Annotated in this window: 21 protein-coding genes; 10 read left to right on the top strand and 11 right to left on the bottom strand. The window is 69.9% G+C overall.

All coding sequences use genetic code 11. From position 1 onward, the window contains the following. Nucleotides 1-248: 248 nt before the first annotated feature. Nucleotides 249-770, bottom strand: coding sequence for a hypothetical protein (locus ACFRCG_RS46705; protein ID WP_380042773.1), 522 nt, complete (start codon nucleotides 768-770; stop codon nucleotides 249-251). Nucleotides 771-839: 69 nt separating this feature from the next. Between ACFRCG_RS46705 and ACFRCG_RS46700 the strand changes: the two genes are divergently transcribed. Beyond that, nucleotides 840-1,379, top strand: coding sequence for a hypothetical protein (locus tag ACFRCG_RS46700; RefSeq protein ID WP_380042772.1), 540 nt, complete (start codon nucleotides 840-842; stop codon nucleotides 1,377-1,379). Here ACFRCG_RS46700 and ACFRCG_RS46695 read toward each other — a convergent pair. Further along, nucleotides 1,341-2,903: an MDR family MFS transporter gene (locus ACFRCG_RS46695; protein ID WP_380042771.1), complete on the bottom strand. Its 1,563-nt coding sequence runs from the start codon at nucleotides 2,901-2,903 to the stop codon at nucleotides 1,341-1,343. The genes ACFRCG_RS46700 and ACFRCG_RS46695 overlap by 39 nt on opposite strands. An 82-nt stretch (nucleotides 2,904-2,985) precedes the next feature. Continuing rightward, a complete protein-coding gene (locus tag ACFRCG_RS46690) occupies nucleotides 2,986-3,480 on the bottom strand; it encodes a hypothetical protein (protein WP_380042770.1) in 495 nt (164 codons plus the stop codon). Nucleotides 3,481-3,722: 242 nt separating this feature from the next. Here ACFRCG_RS46690 and ACFRCG_RS46685 point away from each other — a divergent pair, with 242 nt between their 5' ends. From ACFRCG_RS46685 to ACFRCG_RS46675, 3 genes are all read left to right on the top strand, one after another. Next, entirely contained in the window at nucleotides 3,723-4,145 is a 423-nt protein-coding gene (locus ACFRCG_RS46685) for an ATP-binding protein (RefSeq protein WP_078974902.1), read from the top strand. Between the two features lie 694 nt (nucleotides 4,146-4,839). Next, entirely contained in the window at nucleotides 4,840-6,753 is a 1,914-nt protein-coding gene (locus ACFRCG_RS46680; protein ID WP_380042769.1) for an IucA/IucC family protein, read from the top strand. Nucleotides 6,754-6,787: 34 nt separating this feature from the next. Next, complete coding sequence (locus tag ACFRCG_RS46675) at nucleotides 6,788-7,870, top strand: hypothetical protein (protein WP_380042768.1); 1,083 nt, start codon at nucleotides 6,788-6,790, stop codon at nucleotides 7,868-7,870. On the opposite strand, the gene ACFRCG_RS46670 is transcribed toward ACFRCG_RS46675, so the two are convergent. Next, nucleotides 7,871-9,076, bottom strand: a complete 1,206-nt coding sequence (locus ACFRCG_RS46670; protein ID WP_380042767.1) for a DUF4073 domain-containing protein — start codon at nucleotides 9,074-9,076, stop codon at nucleotides 7,871-7,873. 341 nt (nucleotides 9,077-9,417) lie between these two features. Here ACFRCG_RS46670 and ACFRCG_RS46665 point away from each other — a divergent pair, with 341 nt between their 5' ends. Then, a complete protein-coding gene (locus ACFRCG_RS46665; RefSeq protein ID WP_380042766.1) occupies nucleotides 9,418-10,203 on the top strand; it encodes a hypothetical protein in 786 nt (261 codons plus the stop codon). 38 nt (nucleotides 10,204-10,241) lie between these two features. Here ACFRCG_RS46665 and ACFRCG_RS46660 read toward each other — a convergent pair whose 3' ends face one another. From ACFRCG_RS46660 to ACFRCG_RS46640, 5 genes are all read right to left on the bottom strand, one after another. Continuing rightward, entirely contained in the window at nucleotides 10,242-10,796 is a 555-nt protein-coding gene (locus ACFRCG_RS46660) for a methylated-DNA--[protein]-cysteine S-methyltransferase (RefSeq protein ID WP_380042765.1), read from the bottom strand. Beyond that, nucleotides 10,793-12,253, bottom strand: coding sequence for an AlkA N-terminal domain-containing protein (locus tag ACFRCG_RS46655; RefSeq protein WP_380042774.1), 1,461 nt, complete (start codon nucleotides 12,251-12,253; stop codon nucleotides 10,793-10,795). The genes ACFRCG_RS46660 and ACFRCG_RS46655 overlap by 4 nt, the downstream gene beginning before the upstream one ends. Before the next feature lie 88 nt (nucleotides 12,254-12,341). After that, nucleotides 12,342-13,712 (bottom strand): DUF2252 domain-containing protein, encoded by a 1,371-nt coding sequence (locus ACFRCG_RS46650; RefSeq protein ID WP_380042764.1) that lies wholly within the window; start codon nucleotides 13,710-13,712, stop codon nucleotides 12,342-12,344. A gap of 181 nt (nucleotides 13,713-13,893) precedes the next feature. Further along, complete coding sequence (locus tag ACFRCG_RS46645; protein ID WP_380042763.1) at nucleotides 13,894-14,982, bottom strand: hypothetical protein; 1,089 nt, start codon at nucleotides 14,980-14,982, stop codon at nucleotides 13,894-13,896. A gap of 89 nt (nucleotides 14,983-15,071) precedes the next feature. Next, nucleotides 15,072-15,581, bottom strand: a complete 510-nt coding sequence (locus ACFRCG_RS46640) for a SigE family RNA polymerase sigma factor (RefSeq protein ID WP_078974894.1) — start codon at nucleotides 15,579-15,581, stop codon at nucleotides 15,072-15,074. A 167-nt stretch (nucleotides 15,582-15,748) separates the two neighbouring features. Between ACFRCG_RS46640 and ACFRCG_RS46635 the strand changes: the two genes are divergently transcribed. Both ACFRCG_RS46635 and ACFRCG_RS46630 read left to right on the top strand, forming a co-directional pair. Then, nucleotides 15,749-16,921: a PLP-dependent cysteine synthase family protein gene (locus ACFRCG_RS46635; protein ID WP_380042762.1), complete on the top strand. Its 1,173-nt coding sequence runs from the start codon at nucleotides 15,749-15,751 to the stop codon at nucleotides 16,919-16,921. A gap of 49 nt (nucleotides 16,922-16,970) precedes the next feature. Further along, nucleotides 16,971-17,345: a PH domain-containing protein gene (locus tag ACFRCG_RS46630; RefSeq protein ID WP_078979150.1), complete on the top strand. Its 375-nt coding sequence runs from the start codon at nucleotides 16,971-16,973 to the stop codon at nucleotides 17,343-17,345. A gap of 88 nt (nucleotides 17,346-17,433) precedes the next feature. On the opposite strand, the gene ACFRCG_RS46625 is transcribed toward ACFRCG_RS46630, so the two are convergent. Further along, entirely contained in the window at nucleotides 17,434-18,273 is an 840-nt protein-coding gene (locus ACFRCG_RS46625; protein ID WP_380042761.1) for a GntR family transcriptional regulator, read from the bottom strand. An 80-nt stretch (nucleotides 18,274-18,353) separates the two neighbouring features. On the opposite strand from ACFRCG_RS46625, the gene ACFRCG_RS46620 reads away from it, so the two are divergent. Beyond that, nucleotides 18,354-18,758, top strand: coding sequence for a hypothetical protein (locus tag ACFRCG_RS46620; protein ID WP_380042760.1), 405 nt, complete (start codon nucleotides 18,354-18,356; stop codon nucleotides 18,756-18,758). Nucleotides 18,759-19,417: 659 nt separating this feature from the next. On the opposite strand, the gene ACFRCG_RS46615 is transcribed toward ACFRCG_RS46620, so the two are convergent. Further along, nucleotides 19,418-19,630 carry a hypothetical protein gene (locus ACFRCG_RS46615; RefSeq protein WP_380042759.1) on the bottom strand — a complete coding sequence of 71 codons (213 nt, stop codon included), beginning with the start codon at nucleotides 19,628-19,630 and terminating at the stop codon, nucleotides 19,418-19,420. 167 nt (nucleotides 19,631-19,797) lie between these two features. On the opposite strand from ACFRCG_RS46615, the gene ACFRCG_RS46610 reads away from it, so the two are divergent. Together ACFRCG_RS46610 and ACFRCG_RS46605 are read left to right on the top strand one after the other, a co-directional pair. Beyond that, entirely contained in the window at nucleotides 19,798-21,135 is a 1,338-nt protein-coding gene (locus tag ACFRCG_RS46610) for a transcriptional regulator (RefSeq protein WP_380042758.1), read from the top strand. 31 nt (nucleotides 21,136-21,166) lie between these two features. Further along, the gene (locus ACFRCG_RS46605; protein ID WP_380042757.1) at nucleotides 21,167-21,703 is read left to right on the top strand and encodes an NUDIX hydrolase; all 537 of its coding nucleotides are present in this window, start codon (nucleotides 21,167-21,169) and stop codon (nucleotides 21,701-21,703) included. Nucleotides 21,704-21,852 lie beyond the last annotated feature (149 nt).

Genomic DNA, 21,852 nt, shown 5'->3' with positions numbered 1-21,852 from the left:
TCTCACCGCCGGAGTTCGGCGGTGAGACGCGGCGCAGCGGTGGGCACCGCGACGGGCCGCCCACCGGGCGATCGGCCCAGATGGACCCGTCCCATCCCGCCGGCGCCGAGCCGGCCATGGATCGTATAGGGCCCGATCCGCGCCGGATCGCCGGCCTGGGGCTCGCGCATCGATTCCCCCCTGAGTCGATGGGTGTCCCTGCCCCCGCGGCGTCGCCCCCCCGGCGACCATCTGCCCGGCGACCGCCGTCAGCGCGGCACGTGTGTCACGAGGTCGAGCAGATCCTGCCAGCGCAGGACCGCCTGCGGGTCCCGAATCCGCAACGTGACGGCGGCGTGGGTGAGATGCTCCCGGGCCCGGCCGAGTGTGGACACGGGATCGTCGGCACGCCTGGATTCGGCATCGGAACCCGACTTCCGCTCTCCGGCGGCGGGTTCGGCGGTGTCCCACGCGGCGCGGAACACGGCCGCGATGGTGTCGGGCTCCAACCGACCATCGTCTCGCAACGATTCGCCGACGCGTCGAAACGCGTCGAGGAACGCGGTGGCCGACGGCTCCGGAGTCGCCGACAGCGCCTCGATCAGGTCTGCGGCGTCGACCGGCGTCGGGCAGGTCGGGACGCGTGGCCCGGCCACCCAGTACACCTGCTTGTGCGGCATTCCGGACTCGATCACCAACCGCCCGGCGATCGCGCCGACCCGGTCGGCGTAACCCCGGATCCGGAAACGTGCGCCATTGTCGTCCTGGCGCCACAGCTCCCACTCGTTCATACGACACAGTGTCCCTCGTTCGAGTGATCACAGGGCGCGGCAACGCGACACTCCGCTCCAATACATCGCATGACGACGATGACTGTGACGGCCGCCGAGCAGGCTCGAGACACCGACCGCGTGCCCTCGCCGCATCCAGAGTTGGAGGCCGCGGTCGACGCGGCGCTCGAACGGTTGATGCGCGCCGGATCCACGCGCTCCTCGTCCGCGCCGTCACGCCGTACCACCTTCGAGGCCCGTGCGACCACCGAGCCGGAGGCGTGGGCGCGTTGGTGGCGCCGGTTCGAACCGGTGCGGGAGCGGCACGACCTGCCGGCCATACGCGGCATGATCCTGGGCCTGATGGCCGGTTACGGCCTGTCCCGGCTGATCGAGGGGGTTCCCGAACGCAGCCTGACCCGACGTGTGTGCGACGTGGTGGCGGTGCTACATCGACTCAACGAGCGGGGCCACCACGAACTGGTCCCGGACCTGGCCGGACTCGCGTTGCGCCGACTGGAGACCGACGAGGCGCTCGCCACCAATCCCCACCACTGGGCCTGGGACGCGGCGGAGGACCTGCGCGATCTGTCAGCCGGCCTCGGAGAGCTTGCGCTCGCTGTCCGCTGACGCGGCCGTCAGATGCTTCGGTCCCCGGCGCAGCGGGATCTCCCGCAGCAGCAGTGCGAGTACGAAGCCGAGCACCGCGATCGGGATCGCGGCGAGGAACACCGCGTCCAGAGCGTCCGCGAATCCGGTCAATGTCGCCTCCCGTTGCCCCGCCGGCAACGCGTCGATCGCCTGCCGCGTCACGCCCATGCCGCTCTCGCCGGCCCCACCCGCGACGGCGCCGTCGGCGAGCCCGTGCGCGAACACCGCTCCGAGCACGGCCGCGCCCAGCGCCGAACCGATCGAGCGCGCGAACGAGTTGAGGCCGGTGGCCACGCCGATGTCGGCCTGGTCGACCGAGTTCTGCACCGCGAGTGTGGTGACCGGTCCGATCGTGCCGAGGCCGAATCCCAGCACCATCAGTCCGATCAGCAAATGCCAATACGGGCTGTCGGTGCCGAGCAGTGACAACACCGCGAGCCCAGCCGCGGCGAGCAGGGTGCCGATCAGGGGAAAACGCTTGTACTTGCCGATCCGCGAGATCAATCGACCCGTCAGGGTCGAACAGACCATCATCGAGAGCATCATCGGCGCGAGCAGCAGCCCCGATTCGGTGGGCCCGTGACCGCGCACGATCTGCTGGTAGATCGGCAGGAAGGTGCTCATCCCGATGGTCAGGCACCCGGTGACCATGGTCAGGGGGCATGCGACGCGCACGATCGTATTGCGCGAGAGCAGCCGCAAGGGGATCAACGGATCGGCCGCGCGCCGCTCGACCAGGACGAATGCCGCGAGCATGGCGACCGCCGTGCCGGCCAGGGCCAGGCTCGGCGCGGAGATCCAGGCGTACTGCGTTCCGCCCCAGCTGGTGAACAGGATCAGGGCGCTGGTCCCGCAGGTGAGCAGCGCGAGCCCGCACCGGTCGAACGGACGCTTGGTATACGCCTTGCGCGGCAGCCTGAGCACCACCGACGTGACCATCAGAGCCACCGCGCCCAGTGGGATGTTCACATAGAACACCCACCGCCACGACAGCGCCTCGGTGAAGAAGCCGCCGATCAGGGGCCCACACACGGTCGAGAAGGCGACCGTGGACGCGATGAACCCCTGGTAGCGACCGCGCTCCGCAGGTGGCACCAGATCGCCGATGATGGCCTGCGCGTTGCTCATGAGCCCGCCGGCGCCGAGCCCCTGGATCACCCGGAAGGCGATCAGGGTCCCCATCGACTGGGCGATTCCGCACAACATCGAGCCCGCGAGGAAGACCACGATGGCGAACTGGAAGAGCCGCTTGCGGCCGTGTACGTCACCGAGCTTGCCGTACAGCGGGATCGAGACGGCGGTGGCGAGGGTGTACGCGGTGGTCACCCACGCCAGATGTTCGAGCCCGCCGAGGTCGGCGACTATCGTCGGCATCGCCGTCGAAACGATGGTCGCGTCGAGCGATGCCAGCATGACGCCGAGCATCAACCCGCAAAAGACCAGCAAGATCTGGCGATGCGTCAGAGTGGGTGGGGCGGCGGTACCCGCCCCCGAATCCTTCACATCGCTAAAAGCTAGGCTGGGTAATGAACCATGTCAATGATCATCCCCGGCCCGGCTCGCGATGTGCCTCGATGCGGCCCGCCTACGCGGCACCGCTGCGCAGCAGCGCCACCACCCCGTCGACGCCCTCGCTGCGCAGTCGCTCCACCACGCGTACGCCCTCGAGGCGGGTCTTCATGTCCTGCGGGGTCAGGCCTCGCTCCAGGCACGCGGCCGCGAGCTTGTACTCGGTGGGCAGGATGCCGGCGGTCAGCCAGGCCAACACCTGGGCCGCCGTCAGGTCCAGCTGGGTCCAACTCGTCGCCATCGCGTGGCGTTGCTCGGGTGTGGTCCGGGGGTCGATCTGCTTGATCACCCGACCGATGTCGAGTACGCGCGTAGCGTCCCGATTGGGAGCCGCGGTGGGCGCCGGCGCCGGGATGACCGCGCGCGGCACCGACTGCGCCTGACGGCGCTGCTGCGGCGGCTGGTGTTGTCGATTGGACCGGGTCGGCGTTTCCGAACTGCGCCGACGAGGCCGCCGACCGTCGAGGAGATTGGCCAGCATGGCCTGTTCGACGGCATCGAGATCTTCCACCACAGGTAGTCACCCTTCTGGAATCCGCACCGTGCACAATTCGGTCATTCGCGAAGGAATGCCGTTGTTCGGCGCTCACAATCACACGCCGGGAGGGACGTGGACTGCGATGGTCTTGCCCATGTCGACCTTCGCTCACACACGCGACCGATCATCGAATCGTAGCGATATGACGAATCGTCAACCGTGCGCCCGCAAGCGCGCCGGTCAGTACGCTGAGGCGCGGTGCCGAAAGGGGTGACATGGGAACGGGATACGAGCGATCCTGCTGGTTCACCCTGCCCGCCCAACCCGCCTCCGTCGCACAGGCTCGGCGTGCCCTCGCCGACCATCTGACCTACTGGGGACTGCCCTACGGGCACGACCTGGGCTACGCCCTCAAGTTGGTCGCCTCCGAACTGATCACCAACTCCGTCGAACACGCGGCCGTACTGTCACCGGAGGTCTCGGTGACGTGCACCGTGCACGACGGCTGGCTGTGGCTGGGTGTGCGCGACCGCCATCCCTACCGTCCGGTCGCCCTGTTGGAAACGGTCGACGACACGTCGGGCCGCGGCCTGCTGATCGTCCGCAACATCGTCACCGAACTCGCCGGTCAGATTCACATAGAGGCCCACCCGGACGGCAAGACGCTGTGGGTGATCCTGCCGTGGCCGGTCGCCTGATCCCCTTCCCGGCACGGCGCGGGCATACCGCGCCCATGGTGAGCGCGTGCGGACGAACTCGTCGTAAGCACACGTGAGATCGGACGAGTCGGACGGTGACGGCGCCCCTGCGGGACAAGGGCATTCGTATCGTAACCGCATGACGGCGACGCGTGATGGCGATCGGCGGATCAGGCGGTCGTCGCAGGGATATCCTCCACAAGTGCCCCGAGGCGTCCCGAAGTGGTGCAAGCTCCTTGTGGAAGTGAGGGGTGCGCCGCGTGGCTTCCCCTCGTCCGTCCCGATCGCCACGCCGGCGGATGGGCGGATCCGCCCCCAGGCTCACCGGCATGTTCACGGGCCGGCGCGGGCGGACGGAAAACCGGCTCGGAACCGCCTGTTCCGGCCGTCGACGTCGCTTTTACCGGGAGGTTCGTATCGTGCGGAGGAGTCCTCCGGACCGCTCGGTGACCACGTTTCGGGTGGCGGTTCGCATCCGCCGTCGATGCCGTGCCCGCCGGAGTCGCGGATCATGACGAGGGGTCGCCATCGCGCAAAGCCCGCACACGCGGGCCCGTTGCGGGACATGATTCTGATAACCGACGGATTGCCGTACGGTGAACGTCCCTCGGAGCGGTGGCGAATGGACCGCGTCCACGATCCGAACCGTAGTCCGACCCACGGCCGTGCAGACCAGGGGAGGTACGTACCGCACATGTCGACATCCGCGGAGGCGCTTCCGGAGCCGGCGCGACCGGGCAGCCCTCGAAAGCCCACCCCGGGGCCCGCCTGCGACGAGCCCTCGCCGGCGCGTGACCATCCGGCCCACGTCGAACCCGAACATCCGCGCACCGGCGCGGTACTCGGCGTCGCGCGGCTCTCCGGCCCCGGTGACCGGGTCTCGACCGATCCGCTGCTCGATCCCGTGCCGGCGCGCGCCGCCGATCACGCGGCCATCGAAAATCTGCTGCGCTGCCGCATCCGCGAGAGCGGGACGGTGGTACCGGCGGACGGCCCGTTACGGCTTCCGTTGCCCGCGACCGCCAGCACCGTCGTCGCGCCGATCCTGTATCGGTCCGAGACGGGCATGCACCGATTCGGACCGGTCCGACTGAGCAGCGGCGTCGCACTGGACGCCACCACGCTCGCGGTCCTGCTCGCGATCGAGGCCGCGCACGGTCGCATCGGTTCGATCACCGCGATCGCCGACATGACGGACCGGGTCATTGACTCGACCCGGCGGATCGCACACCACCTCTCCGAGCGTCGCAAGTCACCCGAGGACATTGCCGGGAACACACCGTTCCTGAGCACCGAGCAGTCGATCGTGCTCGGTCACCCGATGCACCCCTCACCCACATCCCGGCAGGGGATGTACGGACCATCCTCGACGCGTTACTCGCCGGAACTCCGCGGCTCGTTCCCGCTGCACTGGTTCGCCGTCGACCCCTCGGTCGCGGTTCACGACGGCGACCTGGGGCGGCCTGTGCCGGTCGTTCTCGCCGGCCTCGCCGAGGGCGACGTGAACCTGCCCCCGGGCATGGTCGCGTTGCCGGCGCACCCGTGGCAGGCCCGGGACGTGCTCGCCCGCCCGGGCATCGCGGCCCTCCTGGATCGCGGCCTCCTGCGCGACCTGGGACCCGGCGGCCCCGCCTGGTCGGCGACATCCTCGCTGCGCACGGTGTACCGCTCCGGCGCGCCCGTGATGCTCAAGACCTCGCTCGGCGTCGAGATCACCAACTCCCGGCGCGAGAACCACCGCAGTGAACTGCGCCGCGGTCTCGCGGTGCACCGGATGCTCGACGCGGGCCTCAAGCGGGTCATGCATTCGGCCCATCCCGGCTTCGACGTGCTGCGCGACCTGGGCTGGATCGCCGTCGACATCCCGGGTGGGCGTGGCGAGTCCGGGCTCGAACTCGTGGTGCGGGACAACCCGTTCGGCCCGCGCGATCGTGTGCACTGCATCGCGGGCCTGGCCGCTCCGCGCCCGGACCTGGCGCGGAGCAGGTCGATGCTCGCCGATGTGCTGTACACGCTCGCCGCGCGCACCGCGACACCGCTGCGGGAGACGGCGGAGTCGTGGTTTCGGCGCTATCTGGACGTGTTGGTCGCGCCGATCCTGTGGTTGCACGGTGAATACGGCCTGGGCCTGGAGGCGCATCAGCAGAACACGATGGTCGTACTGGACACCGACGGCCGCCCCATCGGCGGTCGCTATCGGGGCAACCAGGGCTACTACTTTTCCGCCGAACGGGGCGCCCGTCTGGCGCGTTGGCTCCCGGGCGCGGGTCGGGATCTGGGCACGTGGTGTCCCGATCATGTGATCGACGAACGGCTCGGCTACTACCTGGCGATCAACAACGTGCTCGGTCTGGTGGGCGCGATGGGCGCGCAAGGACTGGCCGACGAACAGGCGTTGATCGCGATCTTCCGCGACCGACTGGTGCGTACCCGCACCGATCACCCGGCCGGGCGCCCGCTGGTGGACCGCCTCCTCGACGGTGCCACACTGCGGTGCAAAGCCAACCTGCTCACCCGCGTCGCGGGTCTCGACGAACTCGAAGTCCCGTTGGAGACCCAGTCCGTCTACGTCGACATCCCCAACCCGATCGCGGACGTACGCGGCTGAGAGGTTCTCGTACCACCACAGAGGAGACGGCACGGTGCGCGCGAACGTCACGGTCCTGGCGCTGCACCGGCACGAAGGCGAACCACTCGAGTACGAGGACGCGGTCTGGATCGGTGACGGCGCCGGCCGGGGGTTTTTGACCCCGGCCGGGCCCGCCTGCAGAAGAGCCCGGGTGGACCGACCCGGCGCACTGCGCGTCGCACTCGCGGACGGCGCCGCGGAGAGCTTGCTCGCACGGCGCTGGGCCGAACTCCTGGTCCGCGCCTGCGGGGCGGCGCCCACACCGCTGCTGTGCGGAGGTACGGGCTTCGCGGATGTGTTGGCGCGGGCGGCGGACCGATGGCCCGATCTGACCAGGCGCTACCTGGTCGAGCGGGACCGGCGCGCGATGCCGGTACAGCCCTACGAACTCCGCAAGTTGACCCGTGGGGCGCACGCGTCCGCGGTCCTCGCCGCACACCTCGCACCGCACCCGTGGCTGTCGGGACGGGGCCAGTGGGCCGCGGCCGTGCTCGGCGACGCGTACCTTTTCCAGGTCCGCGGCGACCGACTCTGGCGCGTGTTCCCCACCTCTCGGCGAATGGATGTCGCGACCAGCAACGGTGCGGATCCCGAGGCGGTCGCCCGACGGGTGCGATGCGCGCGGGGCACCTGGACCGACCGCGACCTGCTGTACGTCGCCAACGACACGGCGGGCGCGTGGTTCCTGCGCACGGCGCTGGCGGGCGGCCGGCCGTGGGAGGAGCTGCGGGAACCGGCGGCAAGCGGCCCTTCGGAACTCGCCCGATGGGTGACCGCGCGCCGGCGGGCGGGTGTGCTCGCCGACGGCGACCTCACCCTCGTGCGGGTCGAACCCACGATCGGGCCGCCTCGAATGCCGGTGACCTCGACCTCCGACGCGGAGCCGGCTCTCGCGGCGGAAGTCCCGCCCGCGCCGCCCGGTCCGACAACGGCCGGACCTCGTGCCGGGGCCCGGTGGCGCTCGCGTGCGCTCGACCGACGCGCAGAACACGTGGCCCGCGCCGTCATCCCACCGCTGTCCGCGGATTCGGCGACACGGATGGGGGTGGGACCGCCCGCGGCACGGTCCCACCCCCATCGGCTCGGTCGCAGCTGATCAGCAGGCGCCCTGGTCCTCCCACACACCCCACGGGCCGGTCGTGCCCGGCGTCTCACCGCGCGTCCACCACTTGGCGCGCCAGGTGCGGTTGTTCCACACCACGGTGTCGCCGTTGTTGTACGTCATCGACTCCGTCCACGGCTTGGCCGCCGCGCACTTGGTGTGAAGCTGGACGTTCAGCTCCTTGATCCACTGGTTGCGCCGGAAGTCGCGTGCCTTGATCGTCACCCGGTCGTTCGCGACCTCGACCTGAAGCCCGCTGTTCTCCAGCCCGTCCAGCGCGCTCTCGCCGCCGGAGCCGTTGTCGGTCCACTGGGTCTGCACGGCGCCGGTGTTGACGACCGTGAAGCCTTCGAGGTTGCCGCTCCCCGGCACGACCTTGCGCACGGCCCAGTCGGACAGGTTCAGATCCCAGTGCGTGTGGGACGTGAACAGCACGGCGTCCTTGTGGGCGCCCAGGATGCTCATGAGCCGGTCGGCCTGGAGGTAGTCCGACTTGTAGAGCTTGTTGCGCGTGCCCGACACCGTGTCCGGAAGGACGTGGTGCGAGAACACGAACGTGGGCTTGCCCTGCGCCTCCCAGTAGTTCATCCGCTGCTCGAGCCAGGTCAACTGCTCCTCGCTGAACCACACCTCGTCCCACTTGGACGGGTCGCTGTACTTCATGTACTTCTCGGTGCCGAGGAACAACATCGGCATACCGTCGACGACGCGCTCGTAGTAGACCTTGTCGAGGCCGGTGAAGTCGTAGAAGTTCTGGAACAGCGACTGCTCGGTCGTGCCGTTCGGCCAGGTCTCCTGGCACAGCTTGTCCGGGTTGCAGTACTTGGGCACGTAGAACTCGTGGTTGCCGATCGTGAAGTACGTGTTCGCCGGGTGCGGGCGCGAGTTCAGGACCTGCTTCACCTGGTCGTACTCGGCCTTGTAGCCGCGCGGCGTGATGTCGCCGTTGACCACGAGCGCGCGGCTGTCGGGGTTGACGAGCTTCATCTGGTCGAGTGCCCGGCCGAAGTCCGCCAGGTCGCCCTGGACGTCGCTGACGACGTTGAAGGACACCTTGGCGGGCGCGGCGGGGGCCGCGCTCGCGGGGGCGGCTGCGCGGGGGGCGGGGCGGCTCTCGGCGTACGCGGCGCTCGCGCCCGCGGTGAGGGCGAGCGCGGCGCACACGGCGGCGACGCGCCGGTGCTTGCGGATGTCGGGCATGGCGATCCTCGGGACAGGAGGCAGCGGGGGACGCGCCCATCACACCGGTTGGGGCCGGCCGTTCGGCGGCCCTCGATGATCATGAAGATGTCGAGCAGCTGAAGATCATCCACGAATCCGGCAAAGTGCGCCTCAAGTTGTCCACAAGTGCCCGGTTGTCCACAGCTCCCCGTCGCCGGCAGCACGCGGCCGGCCGCACCGACCAGGATCCGGGAATGGAAGAGGCCCTACGAGTCCTGCGGGAGCTGGCATGGCAGTACGACGGAGTGGTGACACGGGAACGAGCGACATCCGCCGGAGTGTCCGGACAGGTGTGGCGAAGGCTCGTGAACGCTGGGAAGGTGCGCGAGATCGCACGCGGCGTGGGGCACGTCGATGCCGATCGATGTGTGCTCTCCTCGCGCGGGTTGTTGCGCGCCGGGCTCGCGGCGTATGGAGAGCGGGCCGTCGCCGTATTGCACAGTGCGGCCCATGTGCACGGGATGCGTGGCGTGCCACACGAGGCATGTGCGCACGTGGCGACGCCCGACACCGCCTCGCGTCGTGGTGGGCCGGGGATCGTGGCGTATCGCCGCCGGTTGCGAGCCGACGAGACCGTGACGGTGGACGGCCTGCCGGTGACGACGCCGGTGCGCACGCTCGCCGACCTCGTCCCGAGATTGTCGCCCGAGGAAGGTCTCGCGGTGCTCGACTCGGCGCTGCACCTGGGGCTGGTGGAGGAGGCGGACCTCGCGGGGATCGAGCGGGCGTCGGCGGGCCGTCCCGGCGCGGGCCGGGTGCGACCACTGCTCGCGATCGCGGACGGGCGAGCCGAGAGCCCGTTGGAGTCGCGGGTACGGCTCGACTGCGTGCGCGGCGGGGTCGCGCCGGACGAGTTGCAACACGAGGTCGCCCTGCCCGGCGGCGGTCGGGCCCGGGTGGACCTCGCGTGGCTCACCGGCTTGCGGCCCGTCTTCGCGGAGGCGGACGGGGTGGACGTGCACTCGCGGCCCGACGCGCTGTTTCGCGATCGGGCCAGGGCCAACGAACTCGCCCTCGTGGGCGCCCTGGTGCTGCGTTTCACCTGGCACGACACGCTCCGCCGGGGACGGGTGGCCGCGCTCGTGCGGCGAGCGTTCCAGTCGTGAGTCCCGTGCGCGCGGTGGTGTCGTCGAGGGCGGCCCCGCTATCCCGTGACGCGGACGTTCTCCAAGGCCAACAGGCGTTGCTTGCGCGGAAGTCCGCCTGCGTAGCCGGTCAACGTGCCGTTCGCGCCGATCACCCGGTGGCACGGGATGATGATGCTGATCGGGTTGCGACCGTTGGCGAGCCCGACCGCTCGGGAGGCGGTCGGTTGGCCGAGGAACCTCGTCGCGAGGCCGCCGTAGGACATGGTGTGCCCGAACGGGATGGTGGTCAGGGCAGACCAGACCTTGAGCTGGAAGGCCGTGCCGACCGGCGCCAACGGCAGGTCGAACTCGCGCAGTTCGCCGGCGAAGTAAGCGCTCAACTGCGCCTTCGTCTCACCGAACGCACCGGGATCGTGCACCCAGTCCGCTTTTGGCGTCGCGCCCATGAACAGGGCGGTGAGCGAGCGGCCGTCGCCGATCATGAGCAGCTCGCCGACGGGGGAGTCCATCGTCGCGTATCGGCGAGGGCCGTCGAGGGGGGTGTTGAACACGGCGGGAGGCACGTTGGGGTCGGGCGCTTCGACGGCCTCGAACAGGGCGTCCTGGTTCATGCGACTTCCTTCACCGAGACGGTGGACGTTGCGGACAGGCTCGCCCACAGGTGGTGCAGTGCGTACGAGCGCCACGGGGACCACGACTGCGCCGCCGAGATCGTGAGGTTCAAGCCCGCGAGCGCGTGCTTGACGCCAAGATCCGTCGGCAGGAACACGTCCGGATCGCCGAGTGCCCGCAGTCGAATGTACGACGCCGTCCAGGGGCCGATGCCCGGAAGGGCCAACAAAGCCGCCTCGGCGGCCCGACGATCGACCCCCGGGTCGAGGCGAACGGCGCCGGACGCGAGTGCGCCGGTGAGCGCGAAGAGCGCCTTTTTACGTGCGTTGGGCATCGGCAGGTCGGCCGGATCCGCGTCCGCCAGCGCGGCGGCCGTCGGGAAGGCGTGAGTGAGCGTGCCCTGAGGTGCGGGCAGCGGCTTGCCGTACAGGGAGGTCAGTCGACCCGCGATCGTGCGCGCGCCCGCGACCGAGACCTGCTGGCCGAGCACCGCCCGCACGGCGAGTTCGTCGGGGTCCACATGGCCCGGCGAGCGCAGCCCGGGCGTGGCCCGCACCAGGGCGGTCAGAGCGCCGTCGGCGAGTTCGGCGTTGCCCAGTGCCTCGTCCACCGCGAGCGGGTCCGCGTCCAGGTCGAGCAGGCGGCGGCAGCGCTGCACGGCGGCGCCCAAGTCGCGCAGATCGGCCAGGACCAGCCGGCACCACACCCAGGAGGGACCGGGGGAGAGTTCGACCACTCCGGTGCCGTGCGGGAGCGACAGCACCCTGCGATAGACGCCGTCCGCGTACTCCTCGACGCCGGGCACCGCCCGCAGTCCCAGGAAGTCGAGCGCGTGTGCGAGCGCGATCGGCTCCCGGTAGGGCAGGCGCAGCCGGATCTCGCCGGGCTCCACGCCTCGCGCGCCGGCGCGCCCGCGCACCTCCGTCGGAGTGCGCCCGAACACTTCGCGCACCGTGTCGTTGAACTGGCGCACGCTCGCGAAGCCGGCCGCGAACGCGACCTGTGCGATCTGGAGATCGGAGGTCTCCAACAAGACCCTGGCCGTCTGCGCCCGCCGGGCCCGGGCCAGCGCGAGGGGGCCCGCGCCGACCTCGGCCATCAGCAGGCGGTTCAGTTGGCGGTCGCTGTAGCCGAGGCGGCCCGCCAGGCCGCCGACACCCTCGCGGTCCACGACGCCGTCCGCGATCAGGCGCATCGCCCGGCCGACCACGTCGGCGCGCACGTCCCACTCCGGCGATCCCGGCGAGGTGTCCGGACGGCAGCGCTTGCACGCCCGGAAACCCGCCGCCTGCGCGGCCGCCGCGGAGGGGTAGAACCTCGCGTTCTCCCGCTTCGGCTTGACCGCGGGGCAACTCGGCCGGCAGTAGATGTCGGTGCTCGTGACCGCCATGTAGAACCAGCCGTCGAACCGACTGTCCCGGCTGCTGCACGCTCGGTAGCACTGCTCGTCGTCCATCACGTCGACCAGTGTCACCCGTTCCCGACCCGGGGGCCGGCGGGAATCGGACGCCGGCGTGGGTGCCCCTCCGGGCCTGGAGGCGGGGCTACAGACCCCGGATCAGGCCGTTGCGGAAGAGGTCCACGAAGATCGCGTGGTCGGCCCGGGCGCGTGCGCCGTAGGCGTGTGCGAAGTCCACCAGCGACGTGATGAAGCCGTCCTCGTCGCGCTCGATCGCCGTGCGGATGGCGTCCTCGGTCGAGAAGGGTACGAGCGTGTGACCACTCTCCTCGTCCGCGACGGCGTGCATCGTCGCGGTGGCGCGGCCCAGGTACTCCACGACCTCCGTGATCGTGTCGACCTCGTTGAGGTCGGACCAGTCCAGGTCGTTCGCGTAGGGCGAGACCTCGGCGACCAGTTGTCCGATCCCGTCGATGTCGGTGTAGCCGAGCCACGGGTCGGCGTGCGCCTGCAGGGCGCGCTGGGAGATGACCGTGCGGTGTCCCTCGTGCTCGAAGTAGGAGCGCACCTCGGGATCGGTGACGTGATGGCTGACCGAAGGCGTCTGGCCCTGCTTCATGTACAGGATCACGTCGTTCTCCAGCGCCTCCGTGTTCCCCTCGATCAGCAGGTTGTACGAGGGCAGACCGGCGCTGCCAATGCCGACTCCGCGCCGACCCACGACGTCCTTGACGTCGTAGGTGTCCGGCCGCTGCCGAGTCGCGGGGGGCAATGTGTCGAGGTAGCGACCGAATGCCTCCAGGACTGTCGCCTTGACATCGTCCGGCAGCTCGAACGCGCCGCCCGACAAGGCGAACCGCCGTTCGTGGTCGGCCACGACCGTCTCCGAGCGCAACAACTCGATGCGGGTTTGCAGGCGGGCGCGGCGCAGGACCTCCAGCAGCGGACCCTCGGTCGTCGCCAGGGTCAGCGCGGAGTCTTGTGGCGTGGTCTTGTCGGTCAGCAGGCGAAGCTGGTCGAGGTAGGCCGCGCCGTAGGCGGCGACCAGGGACGCGATGGTGTCGTCGCTCAGCGCCTTGCCGTGCCCGATCAGCGCCAGGCTGGCGGCGAACCGCTTGACGTCCCAGGTCCAGGGGCCGACGTACGCCTCGTCGAAGTCGTTGACGTTGAACACGAGCTTGCCGTCCGCGTTCATGTACGTGCCGAAGTTCTCGGCGTGCAGGTCGCCGTGGATCCACACCCGCGAGGTGCGCTCGTCGAGGAAGGGATCCTCGCGGCCGTCCAGGTCGGCGTAGAACAGGCAGGCCGTGCCCCGGTAGAACGCGAACGCCGAGGCGGCCATCTTGCGGAACTTCACCCGAAACGCCGCCGCGTCGCCGTCGATCAGCGCGCCGAAGGCGCGGTCGAAGACCTGCAGGATGTGCCGGGCACGTTCCTCGGCGTCCGTCGGGCCGTACTGCGCGTAGCCACCCTCGAACCCCACGCCGCCCAGACCGATACCTATGCCCCCGGTCATCGCGACCGCCTCTCTCGAGTATCCGCGGGGTCGGCAGGACCCCGCGTCAGGATCCCAGACGTCCGGCTGCGGGCGGCATCGAGCCCCCGAAGCGTGAGGGGGAGTCAGAGGCGCTCGGGGGCTCGACGTCCGGCGCCTGCCCGGACACCGCCGGGTCATGCCCGACAGGCGGCGGAGATCTTCAGCCGCCGTTTCCAGGGCCGGGGGTCGACGTGCTGGGAGACGCGGACCCCGGCGCGGTGCCGCGGGTGTGTTCCGACCATGTTCCCGTGAACGGTTCCGCGGGCGGGACCGTCCCACCGCCGCCCGTCGCACCGGACGGCGTGTTCGGCGGCGGCGGCTCGTACTTCGCGCCCGAGGAAGAAGTGCGGACGAACAGCGGCAGGGCGCTGTCGGCGATCTTGTTGATCTCGGGTGGGATCCATACCCTCCAGACCGGATCGAGCGCGAACCCGCGCAACGTGTCCATCTGGAAGATCGGCGTCTCCCGGCTGATGGGGCCTTTCTCCTCGCGGGAGGCGATCTCCCTGATCTCGACCACGACGCCGTCGGGGCGCTCGACGCGCACGGACCAGTCCCTCGGTCCTCTTCCCGACGGACCGGCCTTGCCGTCGGCACGGTTTGCCGGGGTGTCCGCGGACGCGGGGTAGACCCAGTCCTGACGCTCGACCACACGGGTGCCGTTCCCCGTCTTGCGGTCCGTGCACGTGGCCTTGGTGCTGCCGTCCTGCGGCGGACAGTTGGGCTCGTCGGATTTCTCGGCGTCCTGCCGTACCGTCACCGAGAACAAAGTGGGGCCGGACGAGTCGTCGAGGACCAACGAGACCGACGAGCCCGCGCTGTGGATGCCCGCGGAGGTTTTGGCGGTTTGATCCGATCCGGTGACTCCGGAGCGCAAGAGGCCCTGCGGCACACGCTGCAGGAGGTTTTGCAGCAGCACCGGCGGCAGGACGGGCACCAGGCCGGTCGGTGCGGACAGGGTTGGCCCGGGTTTGGGCGCCGTCGCGGTCGGCGGGGCGGGGATCTCCGTCGCGATGCCGGCCGGGCCCGTGACATGCCGGTCGCCACCGTCGTCCCCGCCGGAGACGGCGAGGACGGTCGTGCCCGCCACGGCGAGCACCGCCGCGGCGGACGCGCCCACCTGGAGACGGCGGACCAGCTTCATCCGTCTGCCTCGGGCGATGCCGCCCGCGACCAATCCCGTCGGGGGCACCAGCCCCGACGCCGACGTCCGCATCGCGGCCGCCAGTTCCTTTTCCTCGGAACCCATAGACGTACCGTCTCCTCGCCATCCGTATGAACCCGGGTCGTCTCGTTCACCAGCCGTACGGCCGTGCCGGCGGTGCACTCGTCGACCCCTCATGCGGCGGAAAGCCAGCCGGACTCGCTCCCGAGCAGGCTCCGCAATTTCTCCAGCGCCCGCATGGACCTACTGCGCACGGCTCCCTCGGACACGCCCATCTGCCGTGCCGTCTGCTCCACGCTCAGGTCCTCCCAGTAGCGCAGGACCAACACCGCCCGATCCTTGGGCGGCAGTTCGGCCAGGCTCTTCAGGAGGGTCAGCCGCAACGCCTGGTCCTCCTCGGGACCGGCGCCCTCCGGCAAGTCCGCGTACGGCTGCTCGGTGCTGCTCAGCCTGCGCCGATGGGACAGATACGTACGCGTGAGCACGGTGCGCGCGTACGCCTCCGGGCTGTCGGCCCGGCTGACCCGCTTCCAGGCCCGGTACAGCTTGCCCAGCGTCGTCTGCACGAGGTCCTCGGCGAGATGCCAATCGCCACACAGGAGCCACGCCGTTCGGAACAGCCGACCGCTGCACGCGTTGGCGAACTCCAGGAAATCGGCCGGCTCAGCGTCGAAGCCCGCCATAGGCCCTCCTCGTCCCTACGCGCCCTCGCGCGTACCCACCCCATAGACGCGGCGGACCCCCCGACACGTCACACGTTCCGGCCGAGAATACGTATGTGCAGCTCATAGGCCTTTCAAGGGGTTGGTCCCGCAGATGGCGGGTCGGCCCGTAGCCTGGGCGGCGATCGATGACCATCGATCCCACAGCCCTCGTCATCCACGCCCGGCACGGGGGCCAGGAACCAGCCAGGGGAGTCGACGTGACGCCGGTGGGCAACGATGTGGACCGTTTCAGCACGAAGACCCGGGACTGGGTGGACGAGGCGATCCGCAAGGTGAGCGCCGACGCGAACCGCTCCGCCGACACCCACCTGCTCGCCTATCCGGTGCCCACCGAGTGGGGCATCGACCTCTACCTCAAGGACGAGTCCACCCACCCCACGGGCTCGCTCAAGCACCGCCTCGCGCGGTCGTTGTTCCTCTACGCCCTGTGCAACGGGTGGATCGAGGAGGGCACCACCGTGATCGAGGCGTCCTCGGGCTCCACGGCCGTCTCGGAGGCGTACTTCGCCAACCAGATCGGCCTGCCCTTCGTGGCGGTCATGCCCGCCACGACCAGCCCCGAGAAGATCGAGCTGATCGAGTTCCACGGCGGACGATGTCACCTCGTCGACGACGCCGCCACGGTCTACGACGTCTCGCGCTCGCTCGCGGCGGAGACCGGCGGCCACTTCATGGACCAGTTCACCTACGCCGAGCGCGCCACCGACTGGCGGGGCAACAACAACATCGCCGAGTCGGTGTTCGAGCAGATGTCGGAGGAGCGGCACCCCATCCCCGAGTGGATCGTCGTCGGCGCCGGCACCGGGGGCACCAGCGCGACGATGGGCCGCTACGTGCGCTATCGCCGACACCACTCCAAGATCTGCGTCGTGGACCCCGAGAACTCGGCCTTCTTCGAGGGGTGGCGCACGCATGACCCGGCGTACGCCGAGCCGTGCTCGTCGCGGATCGAGGGCATCGGCAGGCCGCGGGTCGAGGCCAGCTTCATGCCGAACATCGTCGACCGCATGATCAAGGTCCCCGACGCCGCGTCGGTGGCGGCGATGCGCGAACTGCACCGCCGCACCGGCCACAAGGCCGGCGGCTCGACCGGCACCAACCTCTGGGGCGCGCTGCGCCTGGTCGCCGAGATGCGCGCCGCGGGGCGTACCGGCTCGATCGTGACGCTGTTGTGCGACGGCGGCGAGCGCTACGCGCACTCGTACTACTCGGACGAGTGGTTGGCCCGCCAGGAGCTGGATCTCACCGCATCCGAGGCGACCTTGACCCACTTCCACGACACGGGCGAATGGCGCTGATCGGGCGGCCTTAGGCTGGGTGTCGCAGGTCCACCGGGAGGAGCACGGGATGAGCGGGGCGGGAAACGTCGTCTTCGACAAGCGTGAGCAGTTGGAGAAGATCCAGAGCGGTCTGCTCCCGGGCGAGCAGATCATCGCGGTCTACGACGCGAAGGGTGTCGGCACCGGGTTCATCGGCCTGACCGATCGGCGCGCGATCATCCAGGACAACAGCTTCGTGGGCAAGAAGGTCGCGATCACCTCGCTGCCCTACTCGAAGATCAGCAGCGTCAGCATGGTCTCCAACAAGAGCTTCACCGGCTCCTACCTGAGCTCCAGCGAGATCGCGATCCACGTCGGCACGCAGACCTACAGCGTGGAGTTCCGCAGCGACGACAAGGGCCGGCACGTGCACGACGTCATCCTGCACTACATCATGCATTGAGCCGCTGGCCTGTGGACGAGGTGTGCGAATGCCAGGTGATCTGCATTAATACCGTTCCCTGGCGTTTGCACGCGTTGACTCACGAGAGCTAGTTTCGTCCCTCTGGAGTCCCGGAAATCCCTGTGGCGTCCCTGGGCGTTTCCTGGCGTTGAGCACCGGGATCGCGGACCGGAAGCTCGTAGCGCACCTCGTTCATGCCGCCGGGGATCAGGATGTCGGCCGTCTCGACCGGGCCCGCGTCCGTACGCCACGTTCGCCGAATCACCAGCAGGCTGGTCCCGGTTTGGACCTCTAGCACCCTGGCCTCCTCGGCCAGTGCCGGCCTGGCAGTCAAATCCTCGATCGTGTGCGTGATCACGTGTCCGATCGCCGCCATGCGCGCCGGTACGCCGGCGCCCGCAAGGGGACCCCGTTCGGGCAGCAGGATCGGGGTGCCGGCCGTGATGGCGTAGGGTTCCCAGCTCGAGTGCCACATCACCACATCGCCGTCGATACGAAACAGATACACGCTGCGCACGCAGCGGTCGTTGGGCGCGATATCGAGACGGTGCGCGATGTTCTCGGGAGCTGCGGCATGCGTCTCGGTGTTCACCGTCCAAGTCGGCGAGGCATCAGGCCGCTCGGCCATTGCCATCGTGTAGGGCATGCGATGCCCGATGTCCTCAGTCCAGTGGCGCACGAGGTGCACCTCCGCCCGGCGGGCGCGCACGTACGTCCCACTGCCTTGCCGGCCTTCGACCAGACCTTCGCTGGTTAGTACACGCAGGGCCTCCAGGGCCGACGTGTTGCCAACGCGGTACGTCGCGGTGATCTCGGCGCGTGAGGGGATGCGCGACCCCGGGGGAAACTCGCCTGCTTGGATGCGCTCGCGCAGCGCGTTCGCGACTCGCATATAGGCGGGCGTCTCCCCATGCGGGACACCGGCCATGACTCCTCCTGCCACTCGGCGTGACTAAGGATGTCAGCTTTAGCAAGGGCTTCCAGTTATGCCTACAACGTGTACGGTGTGTGACCATCAGAGGCCTCGGCGGCTGGAGAACCCTCTTGGATTCCGCACGGCTGACCATCCCGGCAACGCCCGAGAGCGGGGGTTTGGCTCGCGCCTGGGTTCGTCTCACCCTCGGTTCCGTAGCGGGCGTACGACCTGTCGAATACGTCACCTCGGAACTCATTGCCGAAGCCTTGGCGCAAGGAGCAGAGGGCACCATCAGCGTGGACCTCATCCCTTCCTCGGGAGAGTGCACCGTCGTGGTGATCTCACACGAACGGCAACGCTCACGGGCGGTTGAAGCGACCGACCTGGCCGAGTATCCGCGGCTGGTTGTCGTAGACGGACTCACGGAATCTTTGGAACACCGCGTTGAGCCAGATGGGTTGGTCATCATGCGTGCGCGAATCACCTGGATGGAGTAGAACGAGGGAATCGGGCGGGGTCCCTTGCCTGCGTAGCTCAGACCCCGCCCGTGCGGCACCGCCCGGTCGGACGGTGGTCTGTGTGCCCCCGGTGTGATCCATCCGGAATGTCGCGCTCCACATTCCTAGCCCTGTGGCATGTGACTGGGCAAGATCATGCGGTCGGCCGACTCCGCTCGGTCACGGAGCAGGCCCGGCCTAGATGTCCGCGCGCCGCGGTCGCACGTCCGCACGAGGAGCGGTCCAGCGCTGGGGGTGAGGCGGATACCCGAGCACCTCGAGGACATCCGCCTCAGGGTCGTCCGTAAGGAGGATCCCCGCCAGGCGTCGGCCGCTCGGGGGGTCGTACTCGACCTTGTCGCCTCGCTGGAGCGGTCGGTCGGCCATCGTGGTCTCCATCGTGAGTGAGTGGTGGATGCGGGGCTGCGGTGAACCAGCCGCAGCCCCGCGGGTGCCCGCCCGGCCGCCGACGGGGTGACGACGACCGGGCGGGGGTGTGGGGCCCGGCGGCGTATGCGAAACCTCGCCGGGCCAGGGCCGTCCGCAGAACGGATGATGCGGTCGGCCCGCTGGGGGCCGGCCCGGCGACGCGGTGGGGGTCGCGGGCCGGGCCGGAGGCCGCGAGCATGCCCGTGCATCGCGGCAGGAGGAGCGGCTTGTCAGCCGCCCGAGTTCGAGAGTCGACCGGCAGGCGGGAGCCGGGACGTCTCGGCCAGCTCCACCTGCAACTGGTGCACGAGGAACCGAGCTTGGTCACGGTCGAGGTCGTAGCCCGAGGCGTCGCCCTCGTCACCGACATCGAGCATGAGCCGGATGGGTCGCACCACGTCGCCCGACGCCAGCACCTGAACCATGAGCGGCCTGTACGTCACCGAGATCTCCTCGCCTGGTCGACTGCCGTGGAGACAGCCTCGCGCGATCGGTGGTGGGCGCGGGAGGTGTGAGAACCAGCCGTCCGCGTGGGCGATTCACACAGGGTGTGAATCGCGAATCGTTAGGCTCGACAGCCAGGGCTTGACATGCGACACAAGGGGACCCGATGAGCCCGAACCACCTGCTCGCAGGCGCACTCGACGACGCGGGCATGTCCCGCGCCGGACTCGCACAACGCGTCAACGACCTCGGCGCGGCATCCGGCATCCCTCTCCGCTACGACCACACCTCCGTCGGCAGGTGGCTGAAAGGCCAGCGCCCGCGCGGCCGTTCCGTCGAGCTGGTGTGCGCCGTCCTCAGTGAGCGCCTGGGCCGCGTCATCACACCCCAGGACATCGACCTCGACACCGGCACGGACGGGGCGGCCGGGACCGCCCTGCCGGCGTTCGTCGAGCGCGCGCCCGCCCTGTGGACCTCCGACCACCGCAACGCGCCCACCGCACAGGAGACCCCGGCCGTCACCGGCATGGCCGCGATCGCCCCGGTGTGGGAGTGGGAGAACCCGCCCCACGACGCCGACGTCTCCCACCGCGGACCCGCCCGCGTCGGAGCCGAGGACCTGGAGATGCTGCGCGGCGCCCGCGGCCACTACGTGCGCATGTACCAGCAGGTCGGCGGCCTGGCCGCCCGGCCGCGCGTGATCCGGTTCCTTGCCGAGCAGGTGACGCCGGCCATGCGCGGCAGCTACCCCGACCGGGTCGGCCGTGAGCTGTTCCGTGCCGCAGGCGGCCTGGTTGCGGTCGCGGGCATCTGCTCCTACGACTCCGACCAACAGGGGCTCGCCCAGCGCTATTTCCACCAAGCGTTGCGCATGGCGAAGGCGTCCGGCGACCACGCGTTCGGCGGCTACGTCATCGCCCTGCTCGTCAACCAGGCCATCTACCTGCGCGACTACCGGCAGGCCACCGCGTTCGCCGAAGCGGGACTCCGCACCGCCGGCCCCCACATCTCCCCGGGACTCGCCGCCGACCTGTTCGCCATGCAGGCCAAGGCGTTCGCCCGCATGCGGCATCCCGCCGCCGCCCGCGACAGCCTTGGCCGCGCCGAGCAGGCATACGGCAGAATCCGGCGCGCGGAGGAGCCGCCCGAAACCGGCTACGTCCAGCCCGGCCTGGTCGAGGCGCAAGGCGCGGAAGCGCTCCTCAGCCTCGGTGACCATCGGCCCGCGCTCCGGTACGCCGAGGAGGCGGTCGATGCACAGACCCACGCCCGCGGTCGCGTACACCGACTCGCCACCCTCACCTCAGTGGCGGTGGCCTGCCGCGATCTCGACCGGGCCTCGGTATCCGCAGCGGCCACCCTGGACGCCGCACAGGGCATGGAGTCCCGGCGCCTCACCGATCGCCTCCACGGCATGCACCGCAAGCTCGCACCCCACACGGGCGTGCCGGCCGTGCGCGAGGTGGCCGAGAAGGTCGAGACTGTCCTGGCGATGCCCTACTGACGGGCAGCACCCTGCCCGCGAGGAGACGCGCATGAAGTGGATCAAGCACAGCGAGACCGACGTCTACGGCAACCGATGGTTCACCATCCGCCTCGCCGACGTCGAACTCCCCGACGGACGCCACCTCGACCACTACCTCATCCGGCAGCGGCCCGTCGCGCTCGCGACCATCGTCGACGACCAGGACCGGGTCCTCCTGCTGTGGCGCCATCGGTTCATCACCGACACCTGGGGCTGGGAACTCGCCGCCGGAGTGGTCGAGGAACAGGCGGGAGAGACGGTCGAGGACGCCGCCGCAAGGGAGATGCTGGAGGAGACCGGCTGGCGACCGGGCCCGCTCCGGCACCTGCTCAGCGTCGAGCCCTCGAACGGCCTCTCGGACGCGGTCCACCACGTCTACTGGTCGGACAGCGGCGAGCATGTGGGCGAGCCCGAGGACGCGTTCGAGTCGGACCGGGTCGAGTGGGTGCCGCTCAAGGAAGTGCCAGACCTGGTCGCGCGCGGGGAGATCCGCTCCGCCAACGCCGTGGCCGCCCTGCTCATGCTGCACCGACTTCGCGGGCTCTGAGGCCACGCCACCCGGACGCCGGCCGCGCCCACCGCCGCGGTGTCGGACCCGGCGGGTAGCGTCGCACGGATGCACGACACGCACGACAGCACACCCAGCCTCACCGACGCCCAGGCCCGCTGGGACGCCGCACACGCCGCAGTCGTCGC

Origin of the sequence: Embleya sp. NPDC056575, from assembly GCF_042793325.1 — a bacterium.
GTDB lineage: Bacteria > Actinomycetota > Actinomycetes > Streptomycetales > Streptomycetaceae > Embleya.
The sequence above is the reverse complement of the archived record's forward strand: the minus strand, read 5'-3'. Positions and strand labels throughout refer to the sequence as shown.